The sequence below is a fragment of the Zhongshania aliphaticivorans genome (assembly GCF_001586255.1).
Classification (GTDB): domain Bacteria; phylum Pseudomonadota; class Gammaproteobacteria; order Pseudomonadales; family Spongiibacteraceae; genus Spongiibacter; species Spongiibacter aliphaticivorans.
Map to the genome: position 1 here is coordinate 3,720,390 of NZ_CP014544.1, position 19,592 is coordinate 3,739,981.

General features: G+C 52.2%; 21 protein-coding genes. 4 read left to right on the top strand and 17 right to left on the bottom strand.

Going from position 1 to position 19,592, the window contains the following annotated elements; translation table 11 throughout:
* Positions 1-4 precede the first annotated feature (4 nt).
* From AZF00_RS16510 to AZF00_RS16545, 8 genes are all read right to left on the bottom strand, one after another.
* The gene (locus AZF00_RS16510; protein ID WP_008252309.1) at positions 5-412 is read right to left on the bottom strand and encodes an ExbD/TolR family protein; all 408 of its coding nucleotides are present in this window, start codon (positions 410-412) and stop codon (positions 5-7) included.
* A 10-nt stretch (positions 413-422) separates the two neighbouring features.
* A complete protein-coding gene (locus AZF00_RS16515; protein ID WP_008252310.1) occupies positions 423-950 on the bottom strand; it encodes a MotA/TolQ/ExbB proton channel family protein in 528 nt (175 codons plus the stop codon).
* A gap of 3 nt (positions 951-953) precedes the next feature.
* On the bottom strand, positions 954-2,339 hold the full coding sequence (locus AZF00_RS16520; protein WP_062384272.1) for a MotA/TolQ/ExbB proton channel family protein: 1,386 nt from the start codon (positions 2,337-2,339) through the stop codon (positions 954-956).
* A complete protein-coding gene (locus tag AZF00_RS16525) occupies positions 2,339-3,178 on the bottom strand; it encodes a DUF3450 domain-containing protein (RefSeq protein WP_062384276.1) in 840 nt (279 codons plus the stop codon). The genes AZF00_RS16520 and AZF00_RS16525 overlap by 1 nt, the downstream gene beginning before the upstream one ends.
* 299 nt (positions 3,179-3,477) lie before the next feature.
* Positions 3,478-3,999 (bottom strand): dihydrofolate reductase, encoded by a 522-nt coding sequence (locus tag AZF00_RS16530; protein ID WP_062384279.1) that lies wholly within the window; start codon positions 3,997-3,999, stop codon positions 3,478-3,480.
* Between the two features lie 13 nt (positions 4,000-4,012).
* Positions 4,013-4,852, bottom strand: a complete 840-nt coding sequence (locus tag AZF00_RS16535; RefSeq protein WP_008252314.1) for a thymidylate synthase — start codon at positions 4,850-4,852, stop codon at positions 4,013-4,015.
* Between the two features lies 1 nt (position 4,853).
* On the bottom strand, positions 4,854-5,705 hold the full coding sequence (gene lgt, locus AZF00_RS16540) for a prolipoprotein diacylglyceryl transferase (RefSeq protein ID WP_062384282.1): 852 nt from the start codon (positions 5,703-5,705) through the stop codon (positions 4,854-4,856).
* 3 nt (positions 5,706-5,708) lie between these two features.
* Complete coding sequence (locus tag AZF00_RS16545; RefSeq protein WP_040804297.1) at positions 5,709-6,500, bottom strand: sulfite exporter TauE/SafE family protein; 792 nt, start codon at positions 6,498-6,500, stop codon at positions 5,709-5,711.
* A gap of 69 nt (positions 6,501-6,569) precedes the next feature.
* Between AZF00_RS16545 and AZF00_RS16550 the strand changes: the two genes are divergently transcribed.
* A complete protein-coding gene (locus AZF00_RS16550) occupies positions 6,570-7,319 on the top strand; it encodes an NRDE family protein (protein ID WP_008252317.1) in 750 nt (249 codons plus the stop codon).
* Positions 7,320-7,334: 15 nt separating this feature from the next.
* On the opposite strand, the gene ptsP is transcribed toward AZF00_RS16550, so the two are convergent.
* The gene (gene ptsP / locus AZF00_RS16555) at positions 7,335-9,602 is read right to left on the bottom strand and encodes a phosphoenolpyruvate--protein phosphotransferase (protein WP_062384888.1); all 2,268 of its coding nucleotides are present in this window, start codon (positions 9,600-9,602) and stop codon (positions 7,335-7,337) included.
* Positions 9,602-10,120: an RNA pyrophosphohydrolase gene (rppH, locus tag AZF00_RS16560; RefSeq protein WP_008252319.1), complete on the bottom strand. Its 519-nt coding sequence runs from the start codon at positions 10,118-10,120 to the stop codon at positions 9,602-9,604. The genes ptsP and rppH overlap by 1 nt, the downstream gene beginning before the upstream one ends.
* A 158-nt stretch (positions 10,121-10,278) precedes the next feature.
* Between rppH and AZF00_RS16565 the strand changes: the two genes are divergently transcribed.
* Positions 10,279-10,932: a histidinol-phosphatase gene (locus tag AZF00_RS16565; RefSeq protein WP_008252320.1), complete on the top strand. Its 654-nt coding sequence runs from the start codon at positions 10,279-10,281 to the stop codon at positions 10,930-10,932.
* Between the two features lie 81 nt (positions 10,933-11,013).
* On the opposite strand, the gene gcvH is transcribed toward AZF00_RS16565, so the two are convergent.
* The 7 genes from gcvH to AZF00_RS16600 all read right to left on the bottom strand — a co-directional run bounded on the left by gcvH (position 11,014) and on the right by AZF00_RS16600 (position 18,830).
* Positions 11,014-11,400 (bottom strand): glycine cleavage system protein GcvH, encoded by a 387-nt coding sequence (gcvH, locus tag AZF00_RS16570; protein WP_008252322.1) that lies wholly within the window; start codon positions 11,398-11,400, stop codon positions 11,014-11,016.
* Between the two features lie 73 nt (positions 11,401-11,473).
* A complete protein-coding gene (locus tag AZF00_RS16575) occupies positions 11,474-13,114 on the bottom strand; it encodes an ABC transporter permease (RefSeq protein WP_008252333.1) in 1,641 nt (546 codons plus the stop codon).
* Entirely contained in the window at positions 13,115-14,161 is a 1,047-nt protein-coding gene (locus AZF00_RS16580) for an extracellular solute-binding protein (protein WP_197465677.1), read from the bottom strand.
* A 165-nt stretch (positions 14,162-14,326) separates the two neighbouring features.
* On the bottom strand, positions 14,327-15,556 hold the full coding sequence (locus AZF00_RS16585) for a UbiH/UbiF/VisC/COQ6 family ubiquinone biosynthesis hydroxylase (protein ID WP_008252336.1): 1,230 nt from the start codon (positions 15,554-15,556) through the stop codon (positions 14,327-14,329).
* Positions 15,556-16,812, bottom strand: a complete 1,257-nt coding sequence (ubiH, locus tag AZF00_RS16590) for a 2-octaprenyl-6-methoxyphenyl hydroxylase (protein ID WP_062384285.1) — start codon at positions 16,810-16,812, stop codon at positions 15,556-15,558. Before ubiH ends, AZF00_RS16585 begins: the two co-directional genes overlap by 1 nt.
* Positions 16,799-18,130 (bottom strand): Xaa-Pro aminopeptidase, encoded by a 1,332-nt coding sequence (gene pepP / locus AZF00_RS16595; RefSeq protein ID WP_062384288.1) that lies wholly within the window; start codon positions 18,128-18,130, stop codon positions 16,799-16,801. Before pepP ends, ubiH begins: the two co-directional genes overlap by 14 nt.
* Positions 18,131-18,248: 118 nt before the next feature.
* The gene (locus AZF00_RS16600; protein WP_008252339.1) at positions 18,249-18,830 is read right to left on the bottom strand and encodes a UPF0149 family protein; all 582 of its coding nucleotides are present in this window, start codon (positions 18,828-18,830) and stop codon (positions 18,249-18,251) included.
* A 232-nt stretch (positions 18,831-19,062) separates the two neighbouring features.
* Between AZF00_RS16600 and AZF00_RS16605 the strand changes: the two genes are divergently transcribed.
* The gene (locus AZF00_RS16605) at positions 19,063-19,236 is read left to right on the top strand and encodes a TIGR02449 family protein (protein ID WP_231856169.1); all 174 of its coding nucleotides are present in this window, start codon (positions 19,063-19,065) and stop codon (positions 19,234-19,236) included.
* Entirely contained in the window at positions 19,233-19,541 is a 309-nt protein-coding gene (locus AZF00_RS16610; protein WP_008252341.1) for a cell division protein ZapA, read from the top strand. The genes AZF00_RS16605 and AZF00_RS16610 overlap by 4 nt, the downstream gene beginning before the upstream one ends.
* The last annotated feature ends 51 nt before the right edge of the window (positions 19,542-19,592 follow it).

Here is a 19,592-nt window from a genome sequence, read left to right on the forward strand (position 1 = left end):
TTGATCAGCTGTCTTCAGTGGCCAATGAAACATCGTATACACCAGCCGACCGGCTAGCGTCGATAACCGCAGTAACCGTCTCGGTATTCGAGGCTTTATCAGCCTGAATTACCACGGCACCTTTTGGATTTTCGGCGTGCATCCGCTCTACAACTGAGCGAACTGCGCGCTTATCTACCCGGCGCTTATCAATCCATATTTCGTTGGTTGCTGTGACCGCAATCAGAATATTAACATTCTCTTTTTTACTTGATGTTGATGCGTCTGGGCGGTTCACCTCGACGCCAGCTTCCTTGATAAAGGACGCTGTTACAATAAAGAAGATCAACATGATAAACACAACGTCGAGCATCGGCGTTAAGTCTATTTCAGAGGGATTATCCTCTTGTCCGCCTCTTTTATTCCTTCTCATGTTAGCTCTCTTAGTGATCTGTTGTCAGATGGTCTTCCAAAAGCTCGCTCTCACGCTCTGCAATACTTTTAACATAGGTATTGATAAAAACGCCTGACAAAGCCGCAACCATACCCGCCATTGTCGGGATTGTTGCTTTTGAAACACCGCCGGCCATCGATTTAGCATCGCCGCCACCCGTTACCGCCATGATATTAAACACTTCAATCATACCGGTAACAGTACCCAACAACCCTAACAGTGGGCACAGTGCCACCATTGTCTGGATCATTGGCAAACTCGCATTAATCTTAATTGATACTTCAGATATCAATTTTTCGCGAATTCGCTTGGCATTCCAGGATTTACGCTCTGTGCGTTTCTCCCAGCTGCCAATGGCACCGTTGACGTCTTTCGACAACTCAAATTTGTAATACCAAAGTCTTTCCAGAGCGAGAGTCCACATCAAAAATGTCAGGCCGGCGATGGCCCAAAGTACGTCGCCGCCTGCATCCATGAATCGTCGAATTATCTCCGCCCATTCATTCAGTAGGTACATCGCTTAATTCCCCGCGTGACCTTCCGTGTGTTCGGCAATGATGCCCGTAGTTTGCTGGTCAAGAACATGGATAATCTTCTTGGCCCGACCGCTCACAAAAGTGTGCAGTAGAACTGTTGGGATCGCTACCACCAGACCGAGTACAGTAGTTACCAGTGCACCAGAGATACCGCCAGCCATTGCTTTCGGATCACCAGCACCAAAGATGGTGATGGCCTGGAAGGTGATAATCATACCGGTTACGGTACCCAGCAGACCCAGTAGCGGGGCAACTGCGGCGATAATTTTGAGCAGGTTCAATGAGTTCTCTAGGCGCGGAGTCTCTTTCAGAATCGCTTCCGACAGTTTCAGCTCCAGAGTTTCAGGATCCATGCTTGGATTATCTTCATGAACTTTCAATACACGACCAAGGCTGTTATTGGTGTTGGCTTTTTTGGTTTTCAGCTGACTAGCAACTTTCATGTCTTCTAATGTAAGTACAATCAGACGCCAAATCGCGATCAACATAGCCAGTGCACCAACTGCAGTGATGACGTAACCAACCACACCACCCTGATGCCAACGCTCAGTTAAGGTTGGGCTATCAATCAACGCTGCCAGGTAAGAGCCACCGGTAGGACCAGTAGGGTCAACACCGAAGGGGTGCATGCCTGAAGTAGCGTTCGCCAATTCTTCAGCCCAGCCCATGTAGCGAGTTGGCTGACGAGACAACACAGCTAAAGTGCCGTTTTCTGCGATATATTGCAGGTACTCACCTTCAGTATTGACTGCGTTGAAGGTACCAACACGGACAACGTCCTGCTCGCTCTTCTCGCCGCCAGCACTGGTTACAGTAGTGCGGAATTTAACAACACGACCAGACTCAGTCATTTCGCGCTGTAGTTCAAACCATACTCGCTCAATCTCTTCAATGCTTGGCAGCTCTTCTGCACCAGACATCTTAGAAATCAAATCGTCGATAAACTGCTCACGCTGTGGGAACTGGATACTAACGAGTGACGATTGGAAGTTTGAACGTAAATCACCAGCAGTAGACGTCAGGTGACCAAACAGCTCAGTCAATGTACCCAGACGTTCCTTAAGCGTACGCTGACGCTCAGTGATCACGGTCTCATTTTCTTCAAAGGTTTTTTCCAAATTGGAAGAACGCTTCTCTTCTGCAGCCAAGGTACGTTTCGCTTCATCCAGCGTTTTTTGCTGGTCGTAACGGGCTGCAACAAAGCGCTGTTCGCGCTCTTTGTTTTCACGAGCGTCGGTCGCATAACCCTGACGAACCATTTTAAGCAGTTCATCTAGAGACTTGGCGTCCTCCGCCATAGCGGGCATCGCTGCAACAGCAATCATACCGCCAAAGGCAAGCACTGCGGCTTTAAATAGATTACGTTTCATTATTTCGCAGCCTCCGGAGCAGGAATCGGGAGTTTCATAATATCGATAGAAGCCTGCTTATTGGAAATCCGCAGACCCTTTTGGATCGCGCCGCGGTAGTCGCCAGCATCCAATTCAACCCAGCTGCGCTTGTCTTGATCCCAAGCACCAGACTGTTCACCGTCTGTGGTTTGGTACATTAAGCCAATGCGACCAATACGCAAGAAGTTAACATCACGCTCAGAACCAGCAACAAGCGCTACGCCTTTGTAGCTATCAATTTTACGACCGTATTCGTTCTCGATTTTGTATGCTTCAAGAACTTGACGGAATTTCTCAGCAATCGTGATATCTGAGCGGTCCATATTGCTACGCAGGAACTCAACACGCTCTTTACGCTCATCGATATGGAACGGCACGTCTAAAGAAACGAACTGCTCAAGACCGTCGATCATACGAATCAATAAAGGAGTAATCTGACGCTGGATAATCGTTGCTTCATCAACAGATTTTTCCAGGCCAGCAATACGGCGCAACTGGCCGGCAATTTGCTTTTCTAGACGAGCATTGTAGATGCGCAAACCATCTACCTGTTTCATCACGATTTTATAATCTTGGAGCAAATCACCTGTTTCGGCCGCCAGACGGTCAATTTTGACCTGTGACTGTTGCGCTGCCTTCGTTCTCTTCTGACCTACTTCAAGAACTTTACTAACAGGAATCAGTGGTTTAGGGGGTGGCAGTTGTGCTGCCGCATCTTGTCCAGCAGTTGAATCAGCTGAGTAGGCCGGCGACGCAGCCAGCATACCAACAGCCATACCGACCGCTAGCGCGATTGTTTTCAATCGTTGCGTTTTCATGGGAATTGCTTTTCCTATTTGGGACGTTTAGTGAAAGCAGAGCTTATTATCTTGTTCAGCCGTACGGCCAGTCGTAAGACCGTGCTTTCATACAGCGGAGCTTATTTTAATCACGAGCAATCATAAGAATCAACGAGAAAACTAAATGTTTCGTAATATAAAATAGTTTGCCTTCCGGCTGGGTTAATGTGTTACAGATTCGAGAATTAAGGTAACAATATAAATATTATAAGTAACGCCCGAAGCGGGCGCGATTTTGTTATGACGCGAAACACCTGATTGTTATTTGTACAAACCATCTACGACTCAGCCGAAACGCGCTCCAATGTGACGAAACTATAGCCTAAACCTTCGGCACTTGTTATGGGGTAACACTCTCTCGCCGTCTCGCGCCACTGGGCATCCACCAATTCCGGAAACCACGCGTCGCCATCAAGACTGATATCTACCTCGGTAAGATAGATTTTTTGCGCCTCATTGAGCGCACTTCGGTAAATGGTTTCACCACCAATCACCACAATCTCAGCCAAACCCTCCGCTAGGGCATGCTCACGCGCCAACGCCAAGCCTGCACTTAAGCTAGGCACCACATAAGCCCCCTCAGCCACATATTCAGGCTGCCGACTAATAACAATATTTTTCCGACCCGGCAGTGGGCGACCGATTGATTCCCAGGTTTTACGCCCCATCACAATAGGCTTACCCAAGGTCGTCGCCTTAAAATGCTTCAAGTCCGCCGGTAGATGCCAAGGCAATTGATTGCCCACACCAATGACTCGGTTATTTGCCATAGCAACAATCAAAGAAACCGTAACCGTCATGAAATCTCCAAAATCAGATTGCAATTGGGGCTTTTATGGCCGGATGAGGCTCATAGCCCGCAAACTCAAAGTCGTCAAAATCATAGTCAAAAACCGATTCAGGACGACGCTTTATCAGCAGTTTTGGCAGGGCTCGCGGCGTGCGACGCAGCTGCTCTTCAACAATTTCGTCGGTTAGGTGATTTTGATATAAATGGCAGTCGCCAAAGGTGTGTACAAAATCACCTACTTCTAAATCACACTGCTGGGCGATCATATGGGTCAACAGTGCATAGCTAGCGATATTAAAAGGTACTCCCAGAAACAGGTCTGCACTGCGTTGGTAGAGCTGGCACGACAGCTTTCCGTCAGCCACATAAAACTGGAACAAGGTATGGCATGGCGGCAATGCGGCGCGACCACGACGAACATTTTCTTGGGGACTCAAAGACTCATCGGGAAGGTCAGCGGGATTCCATGCATTTACCAGCAAACGACGAGAGTCTGGCTTGCGACGAATCATCTCAACGACTTCACTAATCTGATCAATCGTGCTGCCATCTGGGCAGGCCCAACTGCGCCACTGCTTGCCGTAAATCGGGCCCAAGTCACCATTCTCCAGCGCCCACTCATTCCAGATCGAAACACCACGTTCCTGCAACCAGTTATTGTCACAACTGCCCTGCAAAAACCAAATTAGCTCGCAAATAATACTGCGTAAATGTACCTTTTTAGTTGTTAGCAAGGGAAAGCCCTGCTGCAGATCAAAGCGCAGCTGGCGACCAAATACTGAGCGTGTGCCCACCCCTGTACGGTCTCCCTTATCAGTGCCATTGTCGCGAACATCCCGCAGCAAATCCAAATACTGTTGCATACTATTTTCCTACTTTCTTCGTTGTTCTGCGCTTCACTGGAGCAGTCGCTGCTGTACCACTACGCGCCGATTCATTGCGGGTATAAGCCCATACCAACAAAAATCCGCCAATAATAATCATTGGCAGCGACAATTCCTGACCCCGCGTGAGCCAGCCCATGGCGTCAAAACCAATATGGCTATCAGGCTCACGTACAAACTCAACCAAAAAGCGGAAGCTGCCGTAACATAGTAAAAACAAGGCGCCCGCAGCCAACGGTGGCCGCTGCTTACGCGTAAAGAAGAACAAAATTGTAAACAATACCACGCCCTCTAGCGCGAACTGATATAGCTGCGATGGGTGTCGAGGCAATTGTGACGGGTCGCGGGGAAACAGCATGCCCAAAGGGCCATCGGTAGGGCGACCCCATAACTCTTGGCCGATAAAATTGCCAATGCGGCCCAAGCCCAAGCCAATGGGCGCCAACGGGGCGATAAAATCCCACAGAGCCGCCACCGGCACTTTAATTTTGCGCGCATACAAGGCAACCGCGACAATCACGCCAAGCAAACCACCGTGAAAGGCCATGCCACCTTCCCAGACTCTGAGCAACCACAACGGATCTTGTAAAAACTGAGGAAAATTATAAAAAATAACATAGCCAAAGCGGCCGCCCAGGATCACCCCTACCGCGCCGTAAAAAATCAAATCTTCAACCTGGGCCTCATTAAGGGGGCTCCAGGGCTGGTGGCTGCGACGCTTAGCCAAAAACCACGCAGCGGCAAAGCCCGCTAAATACATTAGCCCATACCAATGAATGGACAATGGCCCCAACTGCAAGGCAACTGGATCGATATCAGGATGTCTCAACATGCCCTACAGTGCTCCCCAAATAAATTGACTACCAACCACTAACAAAAAACCGGCAAACGCGCGACGAAGATGTGTTGCAGATAAGCTCTGCGCGAGACGCGCACCCCATTTCGCGCAGGGCGCACTCAGCAAAACCAAACCCAGCAGTGCAGGCCAATACACGAACCCGGTGCTATAGGCAGGCAAGCTGCCATGACCGTAACCAGCAACAACATTACTCGACGCCCCCACAATCGCAATGGGCAAGCCACACGCGGCAGAGGTTGCGACCGCCCTCTGCATCCGCATATTGCACCAACTTAAATACGGTACGGTTAACGAGCCACCACCGACACCAAACAAGGCCGAAAAATAACCGATGCCCACACCCGTCGATGCCAGCCCAAGCGTTCCTGGCAGCGCCCTACTTGCCGCAGGTGTAATTGCGAGCCCCATATAGCCGGCAATAAGCAGGCAGAAAATACCAAAGGCCAACTTCAAACTCTCGGCCTCCATGTAACTCGCTGTCCCCACGCCAAAAACAACACCAGCAGCGATCCCCGGCGCCAAGCCTCGCCAACTCGACCAATCAATATTGCCCAGTTGGTGATGGGCACGCACCGAGCTAATCGACGTGACCACAATCGCCGCCAAAGACGTCCCCACCGCCAGTTGCATCGCAATATCCGGGGACACGGCCAGCACTGCGAAGCACGCCACTAGGGCAGGCACAATGACAAGACCGCCACCCACACCAAATAAGCCCGCAGCAAAACCAGCAATCGCGCCCACCCCAAGATATATTAGCAATACCATCACACAGTAGACTCGCATCAAAGCTGCTATTATGACGGCCTCCACCGGCAAACAACAGCGTATGACTCCATGTGTTTAATTTTATTGTCATGGCAGCAACAGCCCGACCGGCCATTGATTATTGCGGCAAATCGCGATGAATTCTATTCACGACCAAGCCTCGCCGCTGACATTTGGCCAGACCATCCGCAAATATTGGCGGGGCGTGACTTAGAACACGGCGGCAGCTGGCTCGGCATTAGTCGCAATGGCCGCTTTGCCGCCGTTACCAACCTCCGAGAAGTCGAACACAGCGGCGAGCATAGCCGAGGAGACCTCGTTAAAGACTTTTTGCTGAGCGAAAAATCAACAGCTGATTATTTAGAACAGCTAGAGGTAAAAAAAAGCATCTATCGGCCATTTAACTTTATTGGCTTTGACGGCCACCGCCTAGGCTACAGCAATAACAGCGAAACTGGCTGGCAATTATTGCCGCCGGGCTGCCACGCCATCGGCAATATTCCGCTAAACAGCACAAATGAAAAAACCGCCAAAGGCAAAATCGATATGGACGTCGCAGTTAGCACTAAAGCCGATCACTTAGCACTACTCGCCATGCTGCAAGATAAAAGCCCGAACGGACAGCACCAAGATGCATTTCATCATGCGCTGTCTTGTCGCTTCGTGAGCGTAGCCGATTTCAACTACGGCACCCGCTCAAGTAGCGTGGTAAGTCGCCACCAAAATGGTCACTGGGATTTCTGGGAGCAGCGCTATAATACCAACTCGGCGGACCCGAACTTCCTGCAAGTCAGCGCACTGAACCATTTTCAGATCTAGAACACGAAATGGACGCTATGCACTGCCAGTCGGCTGCAATAGACGTTCCATGCCAACACCAATCATCGCTTTGCGCAAAAGGGCTTTCACCTCGTCAGCGGTATCAACCACCATCACGCCATCGAGCAAACCCTGCAAATCCTCAAAGCGACAGCTGCGAATAACCGCCTTAACCCGCAGCAGGCTGTTATCGTTCATCGATAACATATCGTAACCCATAGCCATAAGAATCAAGACTGCCGCAGGGTCTCCAGCTAGCTCACCGCATATACCAACAGGCTTACCCTCGGCGTGAGCGGCGTCAACAACCTGCTGGAGACTGTTTAAAACGGCGGGGTGATAAGCGTGGTAGAGATCGGCGACACGGGTGTTATTGCGGTCGACCGCCAGTAAATACTGGGTTAAATCATTTGAACCTACCGACAAAAAGTCGACCCGGCGCGCCAGCTGCCGCGCCTGATAAACCGCAGCAGGCACCTCAACCATCACGCCAATGGGCGGCAGACTAATATCCCAGCCGTCTTCAAGCAATTCGTCAAACGCTCTGCGCACCAGCTCCAGCGCTTCATCAACTTCCTGCACATTACTGATCATCGGCAGCATAATGCGTAAATTATTCAAGCCCTCACTGGCCTTGAGCATCGCGCGAACCTGCACGAGAAATATTTCCGGATGGTCCAAGGTTACCCGGATCCCCCGCCAACCAAGAAAAGGGTTTTCCTCCTCAATGGGGAAATAAGGTAAGGCCTTATCACCACCGATATCTAAGGTCCGCATCGTAACCGGCAGTGGCGCAAAGGCAAGCAACTGCTCACGATAAATAATGCGCTGCTCTTCTTCACTTGGGAAACGCTCGCGCAATAAAAACGGGATCTCCGTTCGGTATAAGCCAACACCTTCGGCGCCCCGATCCAGTGAGCGGGCAACATCAGCCATTAAGCCGGTATTAACCCACAACGGCATACGATGACCGTCAAGCGTCTCGCTAGGCAAGTCGCGTAAAGCCTCCAAGCCCTGATTCAGCGCGTGATCTTCTTCAGAGACCGAGCGAAAATGCTCGTAGACGTCAGCCGTGGGATTATAGTGCACATACCCCGAGTAGCCGTCGACAATGAGATTGGCATTTTCAATTTGGGTATAGGGTAAATCGCTGGCCCCCATGACGGTTGGAATGCCCATTGCGCGGGCCAAAATTGCCACGTGGGAGTTACTCGAGCCCCGCACCGACACCATGCCAACCAAGCGATCTCGAGGCACGTCACCTAGCATAGAAGCGGTGAGTTCCTCGCCAACTAAAATCGTTTTTTCAGGGTATTCCGTAGGCTCTACATCGCTGGCTTGCAGATACGACAAAACCCGGCGCCCCAAATCCTTGATATCCGTTGCTCGCTCTTTGAAATAAGCGTCTTCCATCATTTCAAAGGCGCGAACATGGCTCGACATCACCTGACTCAAGGCACCTTGCGCCCACTCGCCCGCCTCTATTTTAGCAACTACCTCAGAAGCCCACGCCCCATCATCAATAATGCGCAGATACACATCAAATAAGGCGTGTTCGTCTGCGGGTAATTGCGTGAGCAACTTATCGCTTAAAGCGCGAATATCGACGCGAACAGCGTCCAGCGCCTCAGCAAAGGCTTTGAGCTCTGCCTGCGGGTCGTCGCTCTGACGGCGAGGCACCGAGTGCAATTCAGCCAGGGGCACGATCACCACTGCCTGACCTATCGCCACCCCGGTCGCCCCGGCAATCCCCTTAAATGACGCGGTAGCACCAACGGTATTCTGCGCGGTATTAATTGAGCCCGTCGCCCGCGCGTGGGCGATAACCCCAGCTAGCTGAGCCGACATAGTGACGAGAAAAGCCTCTTCATCTTCGTCAAAACGACGACTGTCTTTTTGCTGAACGACCAGCACTCCCATCACCGAGCGCTGATGAATGATCGGTGCACCAAGAAAAGAGTGGTAATGTTCTTCGCCGATACCAGGCAAAAACAAGAAATTAGGGTGTTTCTCGGCGTGGTCTAAGTTAACCGGCTCCTCACGGCGAGCCACCAAGCCCACCAAGCCTTCATCTGGCCCCAGACTTACCTTGCCAATCAATTCTGGGTTCAGACCTTGGTTAGCCATAAAAATCAGGCGTTTAGAGTCGGGGTCACGCAAATACACCGTACACACTTCGGTATCCATTACTTCGGCGATACGGCTAACAATAATATCCAGAGCAGACTGCAAGTCACCGGCGGCATTAACCGCCTGAACAATACTACGTAGCGCTTCTAGCATCATCGCAAATCACCTGCGCAAAGATCCCCGCCGCTATCTTTCACTAAGCGTGCATGGCGTGGCGCAAGCTCTTTCATGGCCCGCCGATACACCTCACGCTTAAACGCCACAACCTGGCCAAGGGGGTACCAATAGCTCACCCACTGCCAATGATCAAACTCTGCCTTATCGCCGCAATCGAAACTGACTTTGGCATCATCGGTTTTCATTTGCAGCAAAAACCATTTCTGCTTTTGGCCAATACACAGGGGCTTGTTCTCGCGCCGAATCAAGCGCTGAGGCAGACGGTAACGCAGCCAGCCACGGGTGCAGGCGAGCAATTCAACGTCGTCTTCACGCAGTCCGACTTCTTCATAAAGCTCACGATACAGGGCCGCTTCAGGTGTTTCACCCTCATGAATACCGCCCTGCGGAAATTGCCAAGCACTCTGACCAACACGGCGCGCCCACAAAACTTGGCCCTGCTCATTAGCGAGCACGATACCAACATTTGGGCGAAATCCATCCGAATCGATCACTAGCTCACCTATAGTTTTGATTTTATGTCTGTTTTCTATTGTTCCACAAATTCACCACGCTGGGAATTCAGCAAATGAAGTCCGGGCGGGAAAGATGAAATTGCACGCTACTGACGCTATGCTAGCCACCCAATTCAACCTCCTTCACGAGACTTACTATGGCCTTGGCAATTTTTGACCTCGACAATACCCTGCTCGGCGGTGACAGCGACCACGCCTGGGGTGAATTCTTAGTCAGCGAGGGCATTGTCGACAGCCATGAATTTCAACAGCAAAACGACGAGTTCTATCGCCAATACCAACAGGGGGGCTTAGATATACAAGCCTATCTCAGTTTTGCGCTAGCGCCACTGAGTCGTTTTTCCAGCGCCGAGCTCAGCAAACTACACCAGAGCTTTATGAGCAAATACATTACGCCGCTGCGCCTACCAAAAGCCGATGCACTGATAAAACAGCATCGCGAGGCCGGGGACTTTCTTATGATTATTACCGCGACCAATAGTTTCGTGACAGCCCCCATTGCCGCCGCCCTTGGGATCGATACCCTCCTCGCCAGCGAAGCCGAAATTATCGACGGTCGCTACACCGGCAAGCCCTCTGGCATGCCCTGTTTTCAAGACGGCAAAGTTCAGCGCTTAAAAGAATGGCTTGCGGCCAATAAGCAAAGTCTCGATGGGAGTTATTTTTACAGCGATTCTCACAACGACTTACCGCTACTCAAGGTTGTCGATAAACCCTGTGCCGTCGATCCGGATGAGAAACTAAGACAGTACGCGGAAACAGCTGGCTGGCCGGTAATCAGTTTGCGCTAGTCGCAAAACAAGCAACCAAGTAATTTGCTAGCGTGACAGCGCCGCCCTTGGCTGCCCAGTCACGCCGTGAAGCAGACGATACTACTCGTCGCACTGCTCGTCATAAGCCTCGGCGTCGAGCAAATTATCTAGCTCGCTTAAATCCGAAGGCTGTATGCGGAAAAACCAACCGTCACTATAGGGGTATTCATTGACGGTCTCAGGGCTCTCATCAAGCGCCTCATTAACTTCAATAATTTCGCCCGAAACCGGCGCGTAAATATCTGACGCGGCCTTTACGGACTCGACCACGGCAGCTTCATCGCCAGCAGAATACTCTGCGCCCACTTCTGGCAATTCGATAAAAACCACATCGCCCAAGGCGTTCTGAGCGTGGTAACTGATGCCCACAGTAACGGTGCCGTCAGACTCAAGACGGGCCCATTCATGGGTGCTAGCGTATTTCAATTCGCTGGGGGTATTGCTCATTTAAGGCCGTCCTCTACAAACGTATGCGTAAGATGGGCGCATTTTAACGCCGTAGCGCATAAATACAAAGTGCTCAGTGACGACTTTGGCGGATACTGATAATCACCGGGATTAATCCTGCCGCAACCAGTGCCAAAGCGGGCAACGCTGCCAGCTGCCACTGACCCTCTGCAGTCATTTCGTAAATCCGCACCGCCAAGGTATCCCAGCCGTAGGGCCGCAGTAATAAGGTGGCCGGCATTTCCTTCATAACATCGACAAAAACCAGTACCGCCGCCGTTAATAGACCCGGCCGCAGCATGGGCAGATAAATTCGCCACACCAATGTCGCACCTTGCGCACCCAAGGTTCTCGCAGCCTCAGGCAGGCTTGGGCGAATGCGCTCGAGGCTTGACTCTACCGGACCCGACGCCACCGCAAGAAAGCGAATCCAATAAGCGGCCAAAAGCGTCAATAACGAACCCACTAATATTGGTGTCGGCACCATTCCAAACACGCGCTGCAGCGGAATAAAGAACTGATTATCGATATAGGTAAACGACAGCATAATACCCACCGCCAACACCGAGCCCGGCAGCGCATAGCCAAGATGCGCGGCGCCAAAGACCGCGCTAAAACGCCCTTTTTGACGGCGATTAAAGGCCAGCACCAGCGCCAGAATAACGGTAACCAGGGCCGCAATACCCGCCAACCACAGCGAATGCGCTAATAATTCAAAAAAACGACGGTTGAGCTGTTCGGCGCCCGCACCTAGCGCCCACAGCATTAACTGCAGCACTGGGAGAACAAACGCCATGAACAAGACCACTGAACAGATCAGGGTCATCATCCATGCGGTTAGTGGTGACACAGCAAACCGAAAGCGGTGTTGAAGCCGAGCGCCCTGTACAAAGCGCCGCCCGCCCCGCGAACGACGCTCTGCGAACAAAGTCAGCGCCACAAATAACAATAAAATCGACGCCAATTGAGCGGCGGCCTGCAAATTAAAAAAGCCAAACCACGACTTATAAATTGCGGTGGTGAAGGTATCGTAATTGAAAATAGCGACGGTACCGAAATCGGCAAGGGTTTCCATTAAAGCCAGGCTCACCCCAGCAATAATCGCTGGCCGCGCCATTGGCAGCGCTACCCGAAAGAACGCCTGCCACGCATTGCAACCCAAGGCTCTGGCCGCTTCAATGGTATCGCTACTTTGAGACAAGAACGCACTGCGCGCCAGCATATAAACATAGGGATAGAGCACCAGCGAGAACACCACAATAACCGTGGGTTCACTGCGCACATCAATACTGCCGTAGGCTTGACCAACATGGTCTCTTAAAAAACTCTGTAGGGGCCCACCAAAATCGAACACTCCCAAGGTGACAAACGCCATAACATAAGCGGGCACGGCCATTGGCAGCATCAGCAGCCACTCAAACCAAGCCCGCCCAGGGAAATCGCACATCACGGTAAACCAGGCGAGGGCGATACCCAGCAGGCTCACCAATATTCCGACCCCCACTAACAAGGTCAATGTATTGGCGAGCAAGCCACCCAGCTGAGTGGCTATTAAATGCTGCCAGATATCTGTTTGCTCAGAAGACCAGCTGAATACAACAACCAAAATTGGCGCTAACACACCCAGTACCGCCAGCAAACCAACGGCCCGCAGCAACCATAGCGCCGCAGTGGATCGACGTGAGGTCGGCGCCACTAACACAGAGGCCTGCACTCAGCGGTATCCCGCCCGATCCATCATCTTAATGGCTTCGCCCTGCAAGCGGCCCGCCTCACTCATTGGCATGGTATCGGCATTGAAACTGCCCCATTGCTGAATGAGTTCAGACGGCGCAGTCGCGTCATTGACCGGATACTCTTGATTCAAACTCGCAAAGTCATATTGGGCCGTAGGACCAGACATCCACTCTAACAAACGCAGCGCCTCGGCTTTATGCTTGCTCGCCTTGGTTATACCTGCACCAGAAATATTAACGTGTACACCGCGGCCTGCGGGCGCCTCACCTTGCTGGTTGGCCCAAAACAAGCCCACGGGCAGTTCGGGCTTGTCGGCCAGCATTCTCGCCAAATAATACGTATTCACTAAACCAACGTCGCACTGCCCCGCTTCAATTGCCTCAATCACTTTATTGTCACTGGCAAAAGGTGCAACGGCTAAGTTATCGACCCAGCCGGTAACAACCTGTTCCGCCTTTTCTTGGCCCAACGCCACAATCAGGCTAGCCACAAGAGATTGGTTATACACTTTCTTTGCGGTACGTAAACACAGCCGCCCCGACCACTCGGGATTCGCAAGGTCTTCATAGGTCGACAACTCATCAGGCTTAACTCTATCGGTGGCATAGACAATGGTCCGCGCACGAATCGATACGCCGAACCAACGCCCCTGCTCATCCCGCAATGCCGGCGGCACATTACGAGCAAGAATGGCTGACTCGATAGGCTCTAGCACCCCAAGCTCAGCCGCCTGCCATAAATTACCGGCATCGACCGTTATAAGCATATCAGCAGGTGAGTTTTCGCCTTCGGCGCGCATACGCGCGAGCAACGGGCCTGCGTCATCGGTGACATAGCGAATGCGAATGCCGGTTTCTTTGGTAAAGTCGTCAAAGATGGGCTTGATGAGCTGTTCAATGCGCGAGCTATAAACGACAAGCTCGGGACCGGTTGTACTGTCAGCGGGAGGCGTGCTGCGACCACAGGCGGCTAAACCCACTACTACCAAAATTGCCACTAGCCGTGCCGCGACTCTAAACATCATCAACGCCTCTCATATCAAACTCGGGCGTAGATGATAATTATTATCATTCAAATTCTCAATGCATTCCGCAGATTATTCAAAATTAAGAAGGTGTGGTGATAGCAGTCAATCCTTGCGCGACACGTCCGACATCAGACCTCCGACGCCAGACCTCTATTTGCAACATCACAGCGGCCCAGAAATACCCATCGCTTTCGCGATAATCTGCCGCTTTAGCGGTAATGCTTTATTCAGCCAACTCATACCGCTATTGCGCAGCAAGCGCAGCGGCATAACGGGAGTTTCAAACAAATGCTGAAAACCTTCCATCATCGCCATCATCGCTAAATTGCCGCCTTTGCGACGGCGCTGGTAACGATTCAACACACCGGACTCGATCAAGGATAAGCCCCGTTCATGGGCGCGACGACACTCTTCAGCCAATACCATAGCGTCTTGAAAACCGAGATTAATACCCTGCCCAGCAAGAGGATGAATGGTATGCGCAGCGTCACCGAGCAGAACAACGCCATCGCTCACATAGTCGGCTGCGTGACGCTGGCGCAGCGGAAAGCTCAGCCGCCGACTACAAGCGATAATGTTGCCAAGCCGATACTCAAATTTTGCACCCAATTCCCGGCAGAACGCCTCGTCATCCAGTGCCATTAATTGCTCAGCCTGTTCTGGCAAGGCCGACCACACAATGGAGCTGTAACGCTGCTCTCCAGCCGTATCAGGCAGTGGTAAAAACGCTAGCGGGCCTTCGGGCTGAAAACGCTGCCACGCGGTATTTTGATGAGCTTCGGCGGTTTCGATGGTCGCCACAATCGCGTGGTGGTGGTAATCCCACTCACGCGTCACAAAACCCGCCCAATCGCGAATACGAGAGTTAGCGCCGTCGGCGGCAACCACCACTGGGCTGCGCAACACGCGACCATCGGCCAAGGTCAAGGCCACGCCGCCGCTCTGCTTTTCTAAGCTGGCAACGGGATTGGCAAAATAGCATTTCACCCCCGCCGAATCTCGCAGGCGATTCATTAACGCGGCATTGAGCAGGCGATTTTCAACAATATGCCCCAGCGCTGCTCGCTTAACTTCGCTGGCCGCAAAATGAATACGGCCGGTGCCCTCGCCGTCCCACACTTCCATATCGGTATAAGCGCAGACCCGCCGATCACAGATCTCTGACCACACGCCAAGCTGCTCAAGAAATTCCCGAGAGCCTTCAGTCAGCGCGCTAACTCGGCCATCGTAATCAAAAACACTTTCCTCCAGCGGCGGCCAGCCTTCGCGCACCGCCTGCCCCTCGATTAAAGCCACTTTCAAAGGCAGATCGGCCAGGGCTACCGCCAATGCGCCGCCGGCCAAGCCAGCGCCAACAATAATCAGATCAAATTCGGTGACGCTTGCCGACATTACAAAGACTCCGCTGACGAACCCGGCATAATACCGGCGGCCCGAGCCACAAAACGCGATTTTGCCGCGGGTGTGACATCTAATAACAATAAACCCAAGTTACGCACCACACTCAGCACCGGCTGGCGGTTGCTAAATATGCCAGTAAGCTGGTCAGAGAAGGCCGTGGTCAACCGTTGATCCACTTCTTGGCTCGCCACATAACGCTGCAATAAATTCAATTCGCCCAAGGCGCGCTTCTCGCTATGTGCTTTCGCCAGGAGTCGGCTGAGGCTGTCGGCATCGCGCAAAGCGAGATTAAACCCCTGCCCAGCGACTGGGTGCAGGGAATGGGCAGCATTGCCCATCACCACCACCTGGCGGCGCACCTGCTCCTCGGCCTGCATTAGCTGTAAGGGAAACGATGCCCGCTGCCCGACTTTTTGCAGTCGTCCCAGCCGGTAGCCAAAATTGCGCTGCAATTCAGCCAAAAACGCCTCATCAGACCACGCCATAACCTCATCTGCCATTGCTTCAGGGAAGGTCCACACCAAGGCCGAGCGGGACTGGCCACTGCCGTCATCAACCAATGGCAGCAGCGCCAAGGGGCCACGCTCGGTAAAACGCTCGTAAGCATAGCCTTTATGAGGCTGCTCAGTGGCCACGTTGGCGATGACCGCGAGCTGATGATAATCCGCAACGGTGGCGGCAATGCCTAATTGATTGCGCAAACCCGACTCTGCACCATCGGCCACGGCAACAAGCTGAGTTGTGATGTCACGCTGACTTTCGCCTTCTTGCAAACTCAGGGTGGCGTAACCATCCCCGACATGAATAGCACTAACCTTGGCGGGAGACAAAAATTCAATATTACTATGCTGGCGCAAATGGTTGAGCAATACATTGCCCAGCCACATATTCTCCACTACATAACCCAGCGCTTCCCAGCCCTGGCTCTCTGCGGTCATTAACACACTGCCAAAATGACCTCGATCCGACACATGGACTTTGGCGATAGTACTCAAGTGTTCTTGCAGCAAAGGCCAAATACCCAGCGCCTGATATATCTGCTGACTACCAAAGGACAGCGCCGTAGAACGCGCGTCAAAGCTAGGGCGATAGGCTGGCACACCCGACTCTGCCAAGGGCGGCAGCGGGAAACCTTCAACGACCAGCACCCGCAAACCACCCTTGCTATGCCCATAAAGGCTCAGGGCCAAGCTCGCGCCGACCATGCCCCCCCCGGCAATCACTACATCGTAATCAGTGCGCGGCAAGACGGGCCTCCGCCATTAACGCTTCAATCTCGTCAATTTCCTTAGGCACCGCCGCCGTTAAAATATCGCAGCCGGTTTTGGTGACGACCACGTCATCTTCAATACGAATACCAATACCTCGCCACTTAGCGTCGACATCGAGATTATCCGGCGCAACATAAATGCCGGGCTCGACCGTCATCGCCATACCTTCTTCTAGCACCCGCCACTCACCGCCGACTTTGTAGTCACCAACATCGTGTACGTCCATACCCAACCAGTGGCCAGCGCGGTGCATATAAAAGGGCTTGTAGGCCTCACTGGCAATTAAGGCATCGACCTCGCCAGCCAATAAACCCAAATTGACCAAGCCCGTCGTAATTACCCGCACCGTCGCATCGTGGGCCTGATTCCAGTGATTACCGGCCTTAATCGTGGCTATCGCCGCTTTTTGCGAGTCCAAGACCACCTCGTAGAGGGCGCGCTGCTCGGGAGTGAAGCGGCCATTTGCTGGGAAAGTGCGGGTAATATCGGCGGCGTAGTAATCCAGCTCACAACCCGCGTCGATCAACACTAAGTCACCATCGCGAATCTCACAGCTGTTTTCTACGTAATGCAAAATACAGCCGTTTTTACCGGCGCCAACAATGCTGCTGTAGGCAGGATAACGGGCGCCATTGCGGCCAAATTCGTGGAGTATTTCCGCTTCCAGCTGATATTCAAAAACACCGGGACGACACAAACGCATCGCGCGGCAATGGGCCGCAGCGGAAATTTCACCGGCGCGGCGCATCACTTTTTGCTCAGCAGCCGACTTATACAAGCGCAGATCATGGAGATGGTGATCTAAATCCAAAAACTCACCGGGCGGTTGAGCGCCAGTGCGCACCTTGGAGCGAATCACATTCACCCACTGCATCACCTGCTGATCAAACTCAGCATGGCGACCCATGGCGTAATACACCCGCTGCCGCCCTTCTAATAAGCCCGGCAAAATATCGTCGATATCGGCAATGGGAAACGCATCATCGGCGCCGTAATTTGCGCAGGCACCGTCTGGCCCAGCGCGATAACCTGTCCACAACTCCATGGCCGGATCCCGATCCTGGCAAAACAACACCACTTCGCCGTTGGCGCGGCCGGGTAGAAGCACCAGCACTGCGTCTGGCTCGTCAAAGCCGCTGAGATAATAAAAGTCACTGTCTTGACGGAAGGGGTATTCAGTATCGCTATTGCGGCTCACCATTTTAGCCGCCGGAATAATGGCGATGCTGCCAGGCTCCATCAAGGCCATTAGATTTTTACGACGACGGGCAAATTCCTGCTTGCTTATGCTCATGTTTATCTCATTGTTCGCAATATAGATCGCTAAAATCGCTCTAAGTGTACAATCGGCTTAAGTGCAAAACTCAGCACCGAGCTTATCACAGCGCAAGCCTAACAATTAGCCGCTCACATCAGTGCAGTCGGCCGCTGGCATCCTCATCACCATAGTTTGGCGACAAGGCATTAAACTCGGCAAAGATGGTCATGGCGGCGATGCGCACATATTCGCTCACGGCGAAATAATCCTGCTCGCCCTCTTCGTCGTCGCCTTCATCAGCCGACACCTGCGCAATGGCGGCGATATCGCTAATCGCCTCGGTCAGCTCATCAGAGTAGCTTTTGTCGCCATCGACTTTTTGCTTACCCGCCATAGCAAAACCAGTTAAATAACCCTGACACCACTGACCGAGACTGGCAATGCGCTGATCTAGGTCAAACTCATCGTCAGGCAGCAGTAATTCTAAATCCATCTCACCCGACTCCAAGCCTAGCAGCGCGGTACAATACACGGTATAGAGGGCATCGCTTTGCTCTGGGTTTGGCGCCTCGCAGTCCAGCAGGTCTACACAGTGCTGCAACCAGCCATCCTGCTCTAAGCGACCACCTACCGAAATAAAGCCCGCGGCATAACCGTGCAGCTCAGCGGGTGGCTGCAATGCACCGAGACTGAGAAAAAGATTCGCGAGATCGTCGTGTTCTAAACTGGCGGCCATGATAAACGTCCATTAATACGGGTAAGCCCGCAATGGTAGCGCTGCACAGAACTAAAATCGAATATCTAATGGGATGAATAATAAAGATTTATCGCTAAGTAGACGCAATTACGGCACCGCTTAATTGCATTGACCCACATACGAGCCACACTCTACTATAATCTGATCTTTTTCTGGGTACGGACGCGATCTAAATATGGATGAGCGACAGCTGCAACTTGTGGAACGAAAAGTGGATGAGCTTGTCCAGTTGTGTGAACAATTAGACAAGGAAAATCGCGCTCTTAAAGCCGACGCCAGGCACTGGCGTACCGAGCGCGAACAACTGATCGAAAAAACCGATATTGCCCGCGCCAAGATTGAATCTATGATTCAGCGGCTACGCGCACTGGAGAAAGAATCGTGAGCACCCCAACCGTCGTCATAAAAATTCTCGACAAAGAATACCAAGTTGCTTGCCCGCTAGAAGAACAGGGCGCACTTATGCAGGCCGGGCAGTATTTAGACAAGCAAATGCGCGGTATCCGCACCTCAGGCAAGGTTATTGGCCTAGAGCGCATTGCGGTAATGGCGGCACTGAATATCAGCTATGAAATGCTGCAAAATAAAAAGCATGCAGCGCCTAGCGAGGCCGAAAACGCTGCGGTGAAACGCATTAACGACAAAGCGGAAGAGACCCTTCACCGCTGCCGCCAAATGGATATTAGTTAAATCCCCTACTCCCCCGGCCTGTTATTGGGCCAACGCTGGCGGTATACTGGT

What these genes read in the sequence shown, in the direction of transcription:
- AZF00_RS16520 (WP_062384272.1), bottom strand. Translation starts at nt 2,339, where the DNA reads ATGAAACGTAATCTATTTAAAGCCGCAGTGCTTGCCTTTGGCGGTATG.
- AZF00_RS16585 (WP_008252336.1), bottom strand. Translation starts at nt 15,556, where the DNA reads ATGTCGGCAAGCGTCACCGAATTTGATCTGATTATTGTTGGCGCTGGC.
- AZF00_RS16545 (WP_040804297.1), bottom strand. Translation starts at nt 6,500, where the DNA reads ATGGTATTGCTAATATATCTTGGGGTGGGCGCGATTGCTGGTTTTGCT.
- AZF00_RS16600 (WP_008252339.1), bottom strand. Translation starts at nt 18,830, where the DNA reads ATGGCCGCCAGTTTAGAACACGACGATCTCGCGAATCTTTTTCTCAGT.
- AZF00_RS16580 (WP_197465677.1), bottom strand. Translation starts at nt 14,161, where the DNA reads ATGATGTTTAGAGTCGCGGCACGGCTAGTGGCAATTTTGGTAGTAGTG.
- pepP (WP_062384288.1), bottom strand. Translation starts at nt 18,130, where the DNA reads ATGAGCATAAGCAAGCAGGAATTTGCCCGTCGTCGTAAAAATCTAATG.
- ptsP (WP_062384888.1), bottom strand. Translation starts at nt 9,602, where the DNA reads ATGCTAGAAGCGCTACGTAGTATTGTTCAGGCGGTTAATGCCGCCGGT.
- AZF00_RS16515 (WP_008252310.1), bottom strand. Translation starts at nt 950, where the DNA reads ATGTACCTACTGAATGAATGGGCGGAGATAATTCGACGATTCATGGAT.
- lgt (WP_062384282.1), bottom strand. Translation starts at nt 5,705, where the DNA reads ATGTTGAGACATCCTGATATCGATCCAGTTGCCTTGCAGTTGGGGCCA.
- AZF00_RS16535 (WP_008252314.1), bottom strand. Translation starts at nt 4,852, where the DNA reads ATGCAACAGTATTTGGATTTGCTGCGGGATGTTCGCGACAATGGCACT.
- AZF00_RS16510 (WP_008252309.1), bottom strand. Translation starts at nt 412, where the DNA reads ATGAGAAGGAATAAAAGAGGCGGACAAGAGGATAATCCCTCTGAAATA.
- AZF00_RS16550 (WP_008252317.1), top strand. Translation starts at nt 6,570, where the DNA reads ATGTGTTTAATTTTATTGTCATGGCAGCAACAGCCCGACCGGCCATTG.
- AZF00_RS16565 (WP_008252320.1), top strand. Translation starts at nt 10,279, where the DNA reads ATGGCCTTGGCAATTTTTGACCTCGACAATACCCTGCTCGGCGGTGAC.
- AZF00_RS16530 (WP_062384279.1), bottom strand. Translation starts at nt 3,999, where the DNA reads ATGACGGTTACGGTTTCTTTGATTGTTGCTATGGCAAATAACCGAGTC.
- AZF00_RS16525 (WP_062384276.1), bottom strand. Translation starts at nt 3,178, where the DNA reads ATGAAAACGCAACGATTGAAAACAATCGCGCTAGCGGTCGGTATGGCT.
- gcvH (WP_008252322.1), bottom strand. Translation starts at nt 11,400, where the DNA reads ATGAGCAATACCCCCAGCGAATTGAAATACGCTAGCACCCATGAATGG.